General features: G+C 65.1%; 13 protein-coding genes. 9 read left to right on the top strand and 4 right to left on the bottom strand.

Annotated features, from left to right (window positions below):
• The first annotated feature begins 37 nt into the window (after nucleotides 1–37).
• The 8 genes from B0G62_RS16315 to B0G62_RS16280 all read left to right on the top strand — a co-directional run bounded on the left by B0G62_RS16315 (nucleotide 38) and on the right by B0G62_RS16280 (nucleotide 7,921).
• Complete coding sequence (locus B0G62_RS16315; protein WP_103705254.1) at nucleotides 38–1,537, top strand: aldehyde dehydrogenase family protein; 1,500 nt, start codon at nucleotides 38–40, stop codon at nucleotides 1,535–1,537.
• Nucleotides 1,538–1,573: 36 nt separating this feature from the next.
• Nucleotides 1,574–2,905 carry an aspartate aminotransferase family protein gene (locus B0G62_RS16310; protein WP_103705253.1) on the top strand — a complete coding sequence of 444 codons (1,332 nt, stop codon included), beginning with the start codon at nucleotides 1,574–1,576 and terminating at the stop codon, nucleotides 2,903–2,905.
• Nucleotides 2,906–3,005: 100 nt separating this feature from the next.
• Complete coding sequence (locus B0G62_RS16305) at nucleotides 3,006–3,965, top strand: helix-turn-helix domain-containing protein (protein ID WP_103705252.1); 960 nt, start codon at nucleotides 3,006–3,008, stop codon at nucleotides 3,963–3,965.
• A gap of 207 nt (nucleotides 3,966–4,172) precedes the next feature.
• On the top strand, nucleotides 4,173–5,621 hold the full coding sequence (locus tag B0G62_RS16300) for an APC family permease (protein WP_103705251.1): 1,449 nt from the start codon (nucleotides 4,173–4,175) through the stop codon (nucleotides 5,619–5,621).
• Nucleotides 5,622–5,628: 7 nt separating this feature from the next.
• Nucleotides 5,629–6,144, top strand: coding sequence for a hypothetical protein (locus B0G62_RS31315; protein ID WP_146055310.1), 516 nt, complete (start codon nucleotides 5,629–5,631; stop codon nucleotides 6,142–6,144).
• A 117-nt stretch (nucleotides 6,145–6,261) separates the two neighbouring features.
• Nucleotides 6,262–6,642, top strand: a complete 381-nt coding sequence (locus B0G62_RS16290; protein ID WP_227473078.1) for a putative hemolysin — start codon at nucleotides 6,262–6,264, stop codon at nucleotides 6,640–6,642.
• The gene (locus tag B0G62_RS16285) at nucleotides 6,639–7,328 is read left to right on the top strand and encodes a hypothetical protein (RefSeq protein ID WP_103705249.1); all 690 of its coding nucleotides are present in this window, start codon (nucleotides 6,639–6,641) and stop codon (nucleotides 7,326–7,328) included. The genes B0G62_RS16290 and B0G62_RS16285 overlap by 4 nt, the downstream gene beginning before the upstream one ends.
• A gap of 191 nt (nucleotides 7,329–7,519) precedes the next feature.
• The gene (locus tag B0G62_RS16280; protein WP_103705248.1) at nucleotides 7,520–7,921 is read left to right on the top strand and encodes a DUF3597 domain-containing protein; all 402 of its coding nucleotides are present in this window, start codon (nucleotides 7,520–7,522) and stop codon (nucleotides 7,919–7,921) included.
• 271 nt (nucleotides 7,922–8,192) lie between these two features.
• Here B0G62_RS16280 and B0G62_RS16275 read toward each other — a convergent pair whose 3' ends face one another.
• Nucleotides 8,193–8,564, bottom strand: coding sequence for a gamma-glutamylcyclotransferase family protein (locus B0G62_RS16275; protein ID WP_103705247.1), 372 nt, complete (start codon nucleotides 8,562–8,564; stop codon nucleotides 8,193–8,195).
• Nucleotides 8,565–8,711: 147 nt separating this feature from the next.
• On the opposite strand from B0G62_RS16275, the gene B0G62_RS16270 reads away from it, so the two are divergent.
• Nucleotides 8,712–9,263, top strand: a complete 552-nt coding sequence (locus B0G62_RS16270; protein WP_103705246.1) for a YbaK/EbsC family protein — start codon at nucleotides 8,712–8,714, stop codon at nucleotides 9,261–9,263.
• 39 nt (nucleotides 9,264–9,302) lie between these two features.
• Here B0G62_RS16270 and B0G62_RS16265 read toward each other — a convergent pair whose 3' ends face one another.
• The 3 genes from B0G62_RS16265 to B0G62_RS16255 all read right to left on the bottom strand — a co-directional run bounded on the left by B0G62_RS16265 (nucleotide 9,303) and on the right by B0G62_RS16255 (nucleotide 13,519).
• Nucleotides 9,303–10,118, bottom strand: a complete 816-nt coding sequence (locus tag B0G62_RS16265; protein ID WP_103705245.1) for an alpha/beta fold hydrolase — start codon at nucleotides 10,116–10,118, stop codon at nucleotides 9,303–9,305.
• 72 nt (nucleotides 10,119–10,190) lie between these two features.
• Nucleotides 10,191–10,955, bottom strand: coding sequence for a helix-turn-helix domain-containing protein (locus tag B0G62_RS16260; protein ID WP_103705244.1), 765 nt, complete (start codon nucleotides 10,953–10,955; stop codon nucleotides 10,191–10,193).
• Nucleotides 10,956–11,146: 191 nt separating this feature from the next.
• Nucleotides 11,147–13,519: a bifunctional diguanylate cyclase/phosphodiesterase gene (locus tag B0G62_RS16255; protein WP_103705243.1), complete on the bottom strand. Its 2,373-nt coding sequence runs from the start codon at nucleotides 13,517–13,519 to the stop codon at nucleotides 11,147–11,149.
• Nucleotides 13,520–13,562 lie beyond the last annotated feature (43 nt).

Below are 13,562 nucleotides of genomic sequence, written 5' to 3'. Positions count from 1 at the left end.
TTGATTGCCCACTGTGTGACAAGCGAGAGATTGAAATATGAGTAGCGATGCGAAGGTCAGGATCAACGACAGCGTGCGCGCGTTCATCGCGCGCGAACATGGCCTCTTCATCAACGGCGGCCCGCAGCCCGCGCAGGGCGCGAAGCGTCTCGACGTGTTCGATCCGTCCACGGGCGAGGTGATCGCCACCGTCCCCGACGCCGACGCCGCCGATGTCGAGCGCGCGGTCACCAACGCGCGCGAGGCGTTCGACGCGCGTGTCTGGAGCGGCCTGCGTCCCGCCGAGCGCGAGCGCATCCTGCTGCATCTCGCCGACCTGATCGAAGCCAACGCCGAGGATCTCGCGCAGCTCGAAACGCTGGAGCAGGGCAAGTCGATCAACATTTCGCGCGCGATCGAAGTGGGCGCGACGCTCGAATATGTGCGCTATATGGCCGGCTGGGCCACCAAGATTACGGGCGAGACGCTCGACGTGTCGATTCCGTTCCCGCCGGGCGCGCGTTACACGGCATACACGCGCAAGGAGCCGGTGGGCGTGGTCGCGGGCATCGTGCCGTGGAATTTCCCGCTCATGATCGCCGTGTGGAAGCTGATTCCGGCGCTCGCGGCAGGCTGCACGATCGTCATCAAGCCGTCACCCGAAACGCCACTCACGGCGCTGCGCCTGGCGGAAATCGCCGTGGAGGCGGGCATCCCGCCGGGCGTATTCAACGTCGTCACGGGCGGGCGCGAATGCGGCGCGGCATTGGCCTCGCATCCGCGCATCGCGAAGATTTCGTTCACGGGCTCGACGCCTACCGGCAAGCTGATCGGCACGGCAGCGGTGCAGAACATGACGCGCTTCTCGCTCGAACTGGGCGGCAAGAATCCGGCCGTGATGCTGGCGGATGTCGATGTCGATCAGGCCGTGCAGGGCGCGCTGGCAGGCGGCTTCCTGAATCAGGGGCAGGTGTGCGCGGCCGCTTCGCGCATCTATATCCATCGCAGCAAGTATCGGCAGATCGCCGACGGTCTCGCCGATGTCGCGCGCTCGATGACGCTCGGCGCCGGACTCGACCCCAACGCGCAGATCAACCCGCTGGTGTCCGCACAGCATCGCGAGCGCGTGGAGCAGCACATTGCGCGCGCGCATGCCGACGGCCTGCGTTTTCTCGCCGGCGGCACGCGCGTCGATCGACCGGGCTACTACGTCAATCCCGCTGTGATCGACAACGTGCCGCACGACGCCGCGCTCGTGCGCGACGAGGTATTCGGCCCGGTGCTCGCGCTGATCCCCTTCGATGATCCCGCCGAGGCGCTGCGCCAGGCCAACGATTCGCCCTACGGTCTTGCCGCGAGTCTGTGGAGCAATGACCTGCGCGCGGTCATGAACCTCGTGCCGCGCATCGAGGCGGGCACGGTCTGGGTCAACTGCCACGTGCCGCTCGATCCGTCAATGCCGTTCGGCGGCTACAAGCAATCGGGCATCGGCCGCGAGTTCGGCAAGTACGCGGTCGAAGGTTTCACCGAAACCAAATCCATCTGCATCGCGCACTAAGTGTGCAGATATAGTGTGCAAATCGAGGAAGACATCATGAACAAGCCCACTTCCGCTTTCTGGCATCCGATGATCCACCCCGCCGAGATGCAGCAGCGCACGCCGATCCGCATCGTGCGCGGCGACGGCTGCTTCGTGTTCGACGAGCACGGCAAGCAGCTTGTCGACGGCGTGGCGGGACTTTGGAACGTCAACATCGGCCACAACCGCCGCGAGGTCAAAGAGGCCATCACGGCGCAACTCGACGAGCTTGAATACTTCCAGTTGTTCGACGGCATTTCGCACCCGCGCGCCGAAGAGCTTTCGCGCCTCCTGATCGAGATGCTCGAACCGGAAGGCATGACGCGCGTGATGTATAGCTCGGGCGGCTCGGACGCCGTCGAGTCGGCGCTCAAGCTCGCGCGCCAATACTGGAAGGTCGAAGGTCAGGCCGATCGCACCAAGTTCATCTCGCTCAAACAGGGCTATCACGGCACGCATTTCGGCGGCGCGTCGGTCAACGGCAACACCGTGTTCCGTCGCAACTACGAGCCGAATCTGCCGGGTTGCTTCCATGTGGAAACGCCGTGGCTCTATCGCAATCCGTTCACGCAGGACCCGCAGGAACTGGGCCGTATCTGCGCTGAAATGCTCGAACGCGAGATCCTGTTCCAGAGTCCCGACACCGTGGCCGCTTTCATCGCCGAGCCGGTGCAGGGCGCGGGCGGCGTGATCGTGCCGCCGGAGAACTACTGGCCGCTGATCCGCGAAGTCTGCGATAAATATGGAGTCCTGCTGATTGCAGACGAGATCGTGACCGGGTTTGGCCGCACGGGCAGCATGTTCGGCAGTCGCGGCTGGGGCGTGAAGCCGGACATCATGTGCTTTGCGAAGGGCATTTCGTCGGGCTATATTCCGCTGGGCGCAACGGCCTTCAACGCGCGCATCGAGCAGGCTTTCATGAAGAACGCCGATTTCACGGGCGCGCTGATGCACGGCTATACCTACGCGGGCCATCCCGTGGCGTGCGCGGCCGCGCTTGCCAACCTCAAGATCGTCGCCGATGAAAACCTGCCGGCCAATGCAGCGGCCCAGGGCAAGCATCTGCTCGAAGCGCTGCAACCGTTCGCGAAGCGTTATGCCGCGGTGGGCGACGTGCGCGGCAAGGGCTTGATGGTCGCGCTCGATCTGGTGAAAGACAAGGCCACGCGCGAGCCGATCGATCCCACCGACGGCTACGCCAATCGCGTGGCTGAAGTCGCCCGCGAGCATGGCGCGCTGGTGCGGCCAGTCGGCACGAAGATCATCCTCTCGCCGCCGCTCGTGATCGAGACCGCGCAGATCGACGCTATCGTTCAGGCGCTGGCGGCGGGCTTCGAGCGGGCCTGATTCCGGCATCTGCTTCAGGTAAAGCCGCCCCCGAGTCGATTTAATTCGTCGATTTAAATTCATCGATTAAGATGCTGTTGATTCATGCAGGAGACAGCAGATGGATTTCAGGGTCAGCGCGCTTGCCGACGTGCATGATCATTCGCTCGCCGTGAACGGCTGGGAGCAGGTCTATCGTCAGATGACGCCGGGCCGCTTTGAGAGCCGCGTCGTACAGGCCACGTCGAGCGAATTTCATTTTTTCCGCGAGCAGACCAACCGCCGTGTCGTACAGGCGGGCGTCTCGCCTGCGGGCTTTGCCTCGCTCGCCGTGCCGCTCTACGCGCCTGTCGTGGGCACTTTCCAGGGCCAGAAGGTCGATGGCTACGCGCTCATGCAACTTGGCCCAGGCGAGGAATTCCGTTTCTATACGCCCGAGGCCATGCACTACGTGGGCGTGAGCCTGCCCGCCGAGACGATGTTCGAACTCGTCGCCGTGACCATCGGCGAAGAGGCCGCGCTCCAGTTACGCCGCAACGTGGTGCAGTTTCCGGGCGACGCTGCGCAGGTACTGCGTCTGCGCCTTGCCCCTTTTCTCGACGCCAGCGAGCGCGCCGCGTTTGCGGATTGCGCCTCGAATTCAGGCTCGAATGCCGCTTCCGTCAAACGCTTCCAGGACGAAGTGCTGAGCGTGCTGCTCGGCCTGCTCGAAAGCGCGACGGGCCTGCCCTCGCGCGACGTCACGCACGCCACCTATAGCGACATCGTCAAGCGTTGCGAACGTATCACCGAAGACAACACCCAGGAATCGCTCACCGTGCTCGATTTGTGCCGTATGTTGCGTTGCAGCCGCCGCACGCTACAGACGAGCTTCCAGCGCGTGGCGAACGTCACGCCGGTGGAGTATCTGCGCTCGATCCGTCTGAACGCCGTGCATCGCCTGCTGCGCTCGACCAGTGCGGATGAACTGCTGATCGGCGACGCCGCCGCGCGCTGGGGCTTCACGCACCTGAGCTATTTCGCGCGCGAGTATCGCGATCTGTTCGGCGAATTGCCTTCGCAGACGGTGCGCAAGGGCTGATTCTTTTCTCGGCGGTTTTTCGTTCCGCTTACATCGGCGCCGGTTGCGCGCACGATTCTTCTCCCGACTAACCCTGGTTCCGGCCCCGCGCCGCGCGGCTTGCCGATTTGTGCTGCCGGTCGGCAATTTTGGCTCTCTACAGTGGTTCCCGTCACCCGGCGCGTCATGCGCGCCGTGGCACGATTACTACTCATCGGAGCGAGATACATGAACGTCGCGGCAGAACCCACGCCCTCGACCGAACTACGCAAAGGCGCCCTTGGTTTGGGCTTCATCGTCTTTTTCGTCATTTCCGCCGCCGGGCCGCTCGTGGCCATCGCGGGCGGCTTTCCCATCGGCATCATGCTCGGCAACGGCGCGGGCACGCCGGCGCTGCTCGTCGCCACCGTCCTGATCCTGCTACTGTTCGCGGCGGGCTATACCGCGATGTCGCGCCACGTCACCAATGCCGGCGGCTTCTACGCGTTCACGGCGCGCGGGCTGGGCGGCACGGCCGGCGGCGCGGCTGCACTGCTCGCGCTGCTGGGCTACAACACGATGCAGATCGGCCTGTATGGCATGTTCGGCGCGGTGTCCTCGGGCTTTCTGCAGACTCACTTCGGCCTGAACGCGCCGTGGTGGGGGTGCTCGCTCGCCGCGATGGCGAGTATCGCCGTGCTTGGCTACCGGCAGATCGACCTGTCTGCCAAGGTGCTTTCGCTGCTCGTGCTGGGCGAGTACGTGGTCGTGCTGATCCTCGATCTCGCGATTCTCAGGAGCGGCGGCGCGCATGGCGTGAACGCCGTGTCGTTCACGCCGCGCGTGTTTATGGGCGGCACGCCCGCGCTCGGTTTCCTGTTCTGCTTCGCGAGCTTCATCGGCTTCGAGGCGACGACGATCTACAGCGAGGAAGCCAAAGACCCGCAGCGCACGGTGCCGCTCGCGACGTATATCTCAGTACTGCTGATTGGTGGGTTCTACGCGTTTTCGGTCTGGTGCATGGTGATTGGTGCGGGCGCGGACGATATCGTCAAAACGCTTAATGCGTTGCAGGATCCGACCACTTTCCTCTACACGCTTTCCGATCACTACGCGAACAGTACGCTCACCGCGGCAATGAGCGTGCTGTTCATCACGAGCGTCTACGCCGGTCTGCTCGCGTTCCACAATTCGGCGGCGCGTTATTTCTTCGCGAGCGGCCGTGAAGGATTGCTGCCGAAGTCGCTCGGCCACACACATGCTGTGCATTGCAGCCCGCATCGCGGATCGTTGTGGCAATCGGCGATCGCAGCCGTGGTGGTGCTGGTGTTTATCGTCGCTCATGCCGATCCGGTGCTGACGCTGTTCTCGTGGCTCACCAATGTCGCGACGCTGTGCATCATCGCGTTGATGACGCTGGCGTCGGCGGCGGTGTTCGTGTTCTTCCGGCGTCAGCGCGTGCGGGAGGAAGGCTCGCTGCGCGTCGTGTGGTTCCCGGTGATTTCGGGTGTCGCGCTGGCCGTGGTGCTCATGCTGGCGATCGCCAACTTTCCGCTGCTCACGGGTGCGGGCGCGACGCTCTCCTATGCGTTGACCGCGCTGCTGCCGGTGTTCGCCGTGATCGGCGTCTATCTTGCGCGCCGACTGAAACAGCGCGATCCCGTCGCTTACGCGCGGCTCGGCAATTCGAGGCTGTAGCACGCGCTTGTCGCTCTGTGTTGTGATGCGCGGCCCGTCGATGACGGGCCGCGCGGCGTTTACGGCATGGCAATTGCATCCGTTGGATTCTGTAACACTCAACGGCATTTGGCGGCATTCGATGGAACCAGCGATGCTTGGCGCTTCAACGATCGGCAACATTTTTTGGAGTCGCGCCGTGCAGCAACGTGACGCAGGCAGGCGCGCGTGGCCGACGGCAGTGTCAAAAAATGTGGGCCGCCGTATCGAATTCAGGGTCGCAGCGATACACTCGCGAAAACCTGTCGGCCAGCTACTGCCCGTCAGGTCTAGCTCGCGTATGCCGCAACAGCCATTCGAGGAAAATATGCCGGCTTTCATCGTTAAATACACCCATCGCCACGTGAACACCGCGACCGACATCGGTTCCGCGATCCGGGTCGACGCCGTTTCGGGCGACGCCGCCATCGATCAGGCCTGGGTTCTTCTCAAGCAGCGTCATCCCGGCGAATACATCGTGGTGACGGCGGCCATCAGGAAGTAGCTGCGTCCACGTGCGGCCGTGGAGGGTCAGTAAATTCCGAATTCGTGACACCGTGCGCGCAACCGCGTGAAGCATGTTGTACCGTCAAGGACACACGGGTTTCGATCGCCGGTCTCCTTGATCGGCGATCAGGAAGAAACCCGTCGTGCTCGCCGCCAGGGTTCGCAAGCGCTCGCAGCGTGCGTTCCCCAGCGGCGGATCGAAACGCTCGCCAACACGGTGGCCAATATGAAAACAATCCACTCTTTTCCCGCGCTCATCGCCGCCTTTTGCGTCACTGTCGCCAGCGCGCAACCGTTGCCGACCAGCGCGCAAAGCCCGGCGCAGCAGCAGGCCGCGTTGGCCAACCCCGCATCGGTCAACTGCATCCGCAACGGCGGCACCCTGCAGATCGTCCAGACGGCCGAAGGGCAGTCGGGTCTCTGCAAACTGCCGAACGGCCGGCAATGCGAAGAGTGGGCCTTGCTGCGCGGCGAATGCCAGTCGGCCGGACAATGAGCGCGCCGGCCGTGGAGCGCAACTACGTTAGCGACGCCGAGGTGCTCGCCCACGCGCTGTGCGCGCAAATCGATCACGCGGCTTCCATGCCGAAGGCGCAAACCTGGGTCGTGCATCTGCCCAACGTCGATCCGGACGCGACGCTGCTGTTGCGCTTTTCGCCGCCCGAGGCGGCGGGGAGGATCGTGGTGGAGAGCGTGCTTGCGCTCAATGGCGCGCCGGTGCGGGTTTCAGACTACCTCAGCGTCGATACCCTGCGCGCGTGCCGTTACCGGCGCTCGATTTCGCTGTCGCTGTCAAAGAAGGCGAGTCGTCTTGCGGAGGAAATCAAGGGGCGCCTGATGCCGGGCTACGTCGACGTGCTCGAACGGATTCGCGCCCAGCGTGGACACCAGGGGTCGGCTTATCCGTCGCGTGGGGCATATGCCCAGGGCGGCGTCGGTGGCTACGACATCGCCCAGCCCGCGCACGGCTTCACCATGCCCACGCTGCTTGCGAGCATCGGCCTGCACAGCCCGGAATGGGAGGGGCATCGCTGGGTGGTGCTGCCGCGCCTCGTGACGGGCGGGCCGCAGATCGAAGTGAAAGTCAACAGCGAGCAGCCCGGTACCGTGCATCTGTCGATCAGCGAACTACCGCTCGAACGCGCCAAGGCCGTGCTGCAACTGATCTGCGATGTGCGGTGAATGCAGGCGTGAGCGCTGCGGTGTCCTTGCTGAATGGATCGCAAACATCGTCCCGTCGCTCATGTGACAGGCATGTTTCAGGGCATTTCAGGATGGTATTTTTTCATGCTCGGGCATACTTCGCCTGACGAGGCAAAGACGGCGCAGCGTCGCCGCCTCGGCAACCAGCAACCCCCATAGGAGTCACGCAAATGAGTATCTTTGGCGATATCGTCAACAAGCTGTTTCACAAGGCCAAACCTGACCAGACGCCGCCGGCCGTCGAGCCGACGCCGGACCCCGCTGCCGCCCAGGCCGCTGCGCCCGACGCTGCGCCGGCTCCCGCGCCGCTGACCGACGTCGATGTTGCCGCCGTGATGGACCAGCTCGTGTCCGAAAGCGGCCAGACCCTGAACTGGCGCGTGTCGATCGTCGATACGATGAAGGCGCTCGGCGTGGACAGCAGCCTCGATCACCGCAAGCAACTCGCGCAGGAACTCAAGTACTCGGGCGACGTGAACGACTCCGCAAGCATGAACATCTGGCTGCACAAACAGGTGATGGCAGCGCTGGCCGCGAACGGCGGCAAGCTGCCGGCTGACCTGGCGGGCTGATTCGATTGACGCTCCGGTTTGCCCCTGATTGGGGCGCGCCCGGCGTGTGAAGGTAGCAAAGGCGAGCCGTGGGAGAGATTCCTGCGGCTCGCTTTTTTATGGTTCATCGGCGCTATCGGTACCGTGGTGCGTGGCGCGGACGCCTGCCGCGCCGCAAGGCTGAGGATGGACTGGTTCCACGCGGTCTTGCCGCCGCCCGCGCGCACGGTTGCTCATCACGTCGGACGGTTCCGGGCGAGTTTGCGCCGCCGTCGGCGACGCTGTCGGGAAATTAGTCCGGCCGCGGCGAATTGGCATCCACGTACACCCACGCCGACACGCCCGAAGCGAGCGTGACGCGATCGCGCCGGTAAGCCGCGACTTCATATGCGTCGGCCTGCGCGAGTTCTTCCGGCGTGATCGCAAACACCGCGCCACTGACACGATCGGCGGGATTGCCCGTCCACGCGACGACAGGGTGATGAGTCTTGCCGCTCGTCGCGACGACCTGCGGGTCCTCGATCTTCAGCATCGTGAGGGAGAAGCCGGGCATGTCGTCGGTCTGAGCGTCGAGCTTGCGGCCGAAGGTGGCGATCTGCACCTGTTCGAGCTGCAGGGTGCCATAGGAAAAAAGGCGCTCGGAGAATTGGGGATCGGTGGTCATGGTGCTTGAAGGGGCGAGGGGAGACGAGAGGAAGCGTGAAGCGCGGAATCGATCGTCATTATAGGGGCCGTTGTTTGCGAGCGCCGACGGGACGGCAACCGATAAAATACCGCTTGAGAATCCGCAAACAATGGAGACGCAACCCTCATGGAAGCTCCGCATCATCGACTCGACATCGTCCCCGACGCGCAACGCGAACATCATGTTCCGGGCAACGTCATGGCCCGTTTGCCCGCGCAGGGCGTGTCGGTCTTCACGGTGGACGACGACGCATCCGATACCGCCCAGTTCAGCGAGCGCTATGGCTTCGGTCTCGAAGACTGTGCGAATACGCTGGTGCTGCGCTATAAACGCGACGGCGCGGAGCATCATGCCGCCGTGGTGACACTCGGCTCGCGGCGCCTCGACGTCAACGGCGCGGTGAAAGCGCGGCTGGGCGCGCAACGTCTGTCGTTCGCGAAGCGCGAGCAGGCAGTCGAACTCACGGGCATGGAGTTCGGCGGCATCACGGCGTTCGGCGTGCCCGATGACTGGGTCGTGCTGGTCGATGCCGCTGTGATGACGCGCGAGCGCATCGTGATGGGTGCCGGTGTGCGGGCCGCCAAGCTGTTGCTGGCGCCCGCGCTGCTGGGGCAGTTGCCCAATGTCGATATCGCGCCGCTCGTTTTCGACGAAGAGGTCGTTGATAAGGAATGCTGATTAAGCGAAGTCGCTGGAGAGACGTTGGGAACAGGGTGCTTACAGGGCGTGCCGCGCCACGCGGTCGATTGCATCGACGATGGCCTGCGGCGCGTCGCGCTGCATGAAGTGTTCGCTCTGCGGCACGTGGATGAGTTCGGCGCGCGACGACAAGGCGAGGAAGCTCGCCTGCATGTTTTCCCATTGACGTTGCAGGTCGCCGCGTCGGTGTGCGGCGAAGAAAGGCGAGTGGCCGAACGAGTCCGCCGCGAGCACGGCCATGGGCAGATCGCCGAGCGTGCCGGGCGTGCCGATAGCTCGCGCTGCGCGAAAACTCGCGGGAAAGTCGATGCCTTCGGGCGTGGTGCGCGCATCGCGCCAGCCTTCACGCCAGAGCGCGCGCATCGACGTGAGCGCATGGGAATCGTCGGGCGCGGGCTCGACGAATGCCTGGCCGAACGCATCGAACTGCTCGTCATGCATGGCTTCGACGAGCACGAGGCCGCAGGTCTGCGTGCGAAAACGCCGGGCGAACAGCCGCATGAGCAGGCCGCCATACGAATGGCCGACCAGCAGCCAGGGCGCGGGCATCCGCGCGGCGTTCAACAGTTTGGCGAGATCGTCGACCATCGCGGCGGCGTCGCGTGGTCCGCTGGCGGGTTCGCTTGCGCCGCGTCCTGCGCGGTCGTAGCGAAACACGCGAAACCGCGCATCGATGGCGGCCTGCACGGGCTGCCAGTCGGCGCTTTCGGCGCCCAGCCCCGTTTCGAGCACGACGGTGGGCGAGCCGCTGCCCGACGACCACCAGGCAAGACGCCTGTCGTCGATATCGGCGAAATTCGGCGGGGAAACGGGGGCGGGGAATTGACCGGGCATGGCGCGCAGGACGTGGGCGGAAGCAACAGGGCCACTATAACCGCGTGGCCCTGCGCTTGCCGCGCGCGGGATTTACAGCGCGCGCAGCCCTTCGATATCGACGATGCGGATCAGCTTGCCCTGTGCGTCGATCAGATTGCGCTTCTGGAAACGCGACAGAATGCGGCTCACGGTTTCGAGCGTGATGCCCAGATAGCTGCCCATATCTTCTCGCGACATGCGCAGATGGAATTCGGCGTGCGAGTAGCCGCGCTGCCAGTTGCGCTCCGACACGTCGAGCAGGAAGTTCGCCACACGCTCCTCGGCGGACAGCGAACCCAGCACCATCATCTGCGAGGCTTCGCGGTTGAGCTGGTCGCCCATCAGGCGGTGCAGGCGATCCTGCATCGTCACGGTCTCGCGGCACAGGTTCTTGAGCGCGGTGTAGGGCAGCGTGCAGATCGAGCTGTCCTCCAGTGCGACGGCGCTGAACGCGTGGATATCGGTGGCGATGCCGTCGAGGCCGAGCGCCTCGCCCGCCAGTTGCAGCCCGGTGATCTGTTCGCGGCCATCGCGATGCACGATCAGCGTCTTGAGCGAACCGGAGCGCACGGCGTAGAGGTTGTCGAAGTGGTCGCCCGCGCGATAGAGCGCTTCGCCGCGGCGCACCTTGCGCACGCTGCAGATCAGGGCTTCGAGCTTGGGCACATCGTCGGAGGCGAGTCCTTGCGGCATGCAGAGATGGCGCATGGCGCAGGCGGAGCAGCGTGCCGCCGTCTGCCGGGCCGGCGCTGGTGCGAGGCTGGCCGGGTTGACGTGGCGCACGACGACTGGGGATACCGCGGTAGGGGACAGCATCGAAACACTCCTCTGATCGGTTCCGGATTATTGTCCCCTTACTGAGAAGGGTTATATAGGCGACAAAATGACGCGCATCGGGAGCCGTGTTGTTCGAGCCTTGTCAGACGGCGCTGTGCACGATCGTGCTAGTGCCTTCGTGCGTCGAAAACAACATTCGTAGCGCACCGGCAAGATCCTTCGCCGAAACTTCAGGCCGCTTCCGGCCACGGCAGGTCGGGCGAGGCCCAGTCCAGCTCGACTGCCAGCAGCACTTGCTGGTTGTCCACCTCGATCGCAATCGACGCAATCACGCACAGGCAACTCGTCAGCGGCGAGAGCATCGGGCCGGAGTAGACCGCCTGGCCGTTGTTGCGCGCCGCCCTCCAGAAGAACGCGCGATGATCCCAGCGTCCGCCGGCCGCGTCGCTGCCGTTGTGCAGGCTCAAGGGCGGCTCGGTGCGCGCCGCGCCGCGCGCCTCGAACAGCGTCGGCCGCCCGGTGGGGCCGAGCGCGAAGGCGCGCACGCATTGCGGCCCGGCCATCAGCCTCGCGAGCGATTCGCCGTACGGCACGCCCGCTTGCACCTGGCGGCTGGCTTCGGCGAGACCGGCGAGCCACGGACGGATCGCGCAATCGAAGCGGCTCATACGCGCCGCGCGGGCTTCGGCGGCGAGGTCGAAGGCGTGGTCGATGCGCGTGGGCGTGGTGTTGGCGGGCGCGAGCGACGCGTTGGGGCGCCCAAGCAGGAAGCCCTGGGCGATGTCGACCTTGGCTTCGACGGCCAGTACCAGTTCCTCGGTCGTCTCGACGCCCTCGACCACGACGACGATATCCGACTGATGCAGCAGCGTGACCAGATCGCGCAGCAAGGGGCGCCCCGAGCGGCGATTGCGTGCGCGGATCAGTTCGCCGTCGAGCTTCACGAGATCGGGCTGAATGCGCAGCAGGCGGTCGAGATTCGAATAGCGCGCGCCGAAGTCGTCGACGGCGATCAGGAAGCCGCAGTCGCGATAGCGGTTGGCCGCCAGCGACAGCGCATCCGGGCCCGCATCGTCGGATTCGAGCAGTTCCAGCACGATGTCGCCGGGCGCGAGGCCCGCCGCGTCGACCATGCCGGCGAGTTCGGCCTCGTAGCCGGGACAGATGAAGGTGGACGGCAGGATGTTGAGGAACAGGCGCGCGCCGTCGGGCAAGCGCCCCGCGGCGCTGTGCAGATGGCAGCGATGCGCGAGCACGTCCAGCTCGCGCAACTCGTCAGCCGACAGGCCGCCGAACAGCACGACGGGCGGCACCAGGCCGCCCTGGTCGTCCTCGCCGCGCAGCAGGGCTTCGACGCCGATGAGTTTTTCGCGCGGCAGACTCCAGAGCGGCTGGAAATGCGACACCAGCGTGACGTTGCGCCAGCGCATGCGCGGCATCTGGACGGGCGTGCTGATCTGCTGGACGGCGTTATTGGCGTCGTTGGCGTCATGTGCGGCCGTGTTGCGCACGGCCACCAGCGACGCGCCGCGTTCGAAGGCCACCTGATTGCGCCCGGCCTGCCTGGCGCGGAACAGCGCCTCGTCCGCGCGTTCGAGCAGCGCCGCGAGATCGTCCTCGCTGTCCTCGCCTTGCATGCGGGCCACGCCGATGCTCACGGTCACGAAACCGTCGGGCCGCGCGATCTGCGAGATCGCGTGGCGCAGCGACTGCGCGAGACCCGCGATGGGCGCGGGCGGCCGCTCTTCGACCAGCACGACGAATTCCTCGCCGCCCATGCGGGCGATCAGCGCGCCTTCGGGCGCGTGCTGCACGATCGTATCGGCGACGTTCTGCAACGCCTTGTCACCCGCGCCATGGCCGAACTGCTCGTTGATCGACTTGAACCGGTCGATGTCGACGAACAGCAGGGCGACGGGGCGGCTCGCTTTGCGGCGCGCGGCGATGAAGCGCTCGGCTTCATCGAGAAAGGCACGGCGGTTCATCACGCCGGTCAACGCGTCGGTAGCGGCGCGCGTCGTGAGCGCTTCTTCAAGCTGGAAATGACGGTAGCGGAAATGATAGAAGCCGAAGTGAAACACGATGGCCGTCATGAGCGCGATGACCAGCCAAACGCCGAAGATCGCAAGCCGCGCGACGTCGTGCGGCAGGCCCAGCACGAACGGCAGCGTCGATGCGTAGTAGCAAACGCTGCCCAGCGCGAAGTGGCGCGGCGTGAGCCACAGCGGCGCGGCGCAGAGCGTGATCGCCACGACGACGGGCGTCATCCAGACGAGCGGATCGTCGGTGCCGCGCGCCAGTGCGTTGGCGGCGAGCTGCATGATGACCACATAGGCCACGCCGATCAGGCCGAATTCCGCTGTGGAGCGCGTGCGCGGAATGGCGAGCACCAGTAGCACGAGGCCGAGGCCCGCGAGCGTGGCAATCCAGAGCGGAAAGGGTGCGTCGACAAGCAGCGCACGCGCCGCCACGAACAACGCATACGCGCCGATCGACAGCGCCATCGTGACGAACGAAAGCGGGCGCTGATGCTGAAGCGAGCGCGCGTGGAATCGATTTCGTTCGGCCGCGTTGGCCGGTGAAGGGAATACGGATGGCCGCATGACTCGCACTCCGGCGATTTGTCGGACGAAAAGGAGATGCCCA

Origin of the sequence: Paraburkholderia eburnea (assembly GCF_002917095.1) — a bacterium.
GTDB classification, from domain to species: Bacteria; Pseudomonadota; Gammaproteobacteria; order Burkholderiales; family Burkholderiaceae; genus Paraburkholderia; species Paraburkholderia eburnea.
The sequence above is the reverse complement of the archived record's forward strand: the minus strand, read 5'-3'. Positions and strand labels throughout refer to the sequence as shown.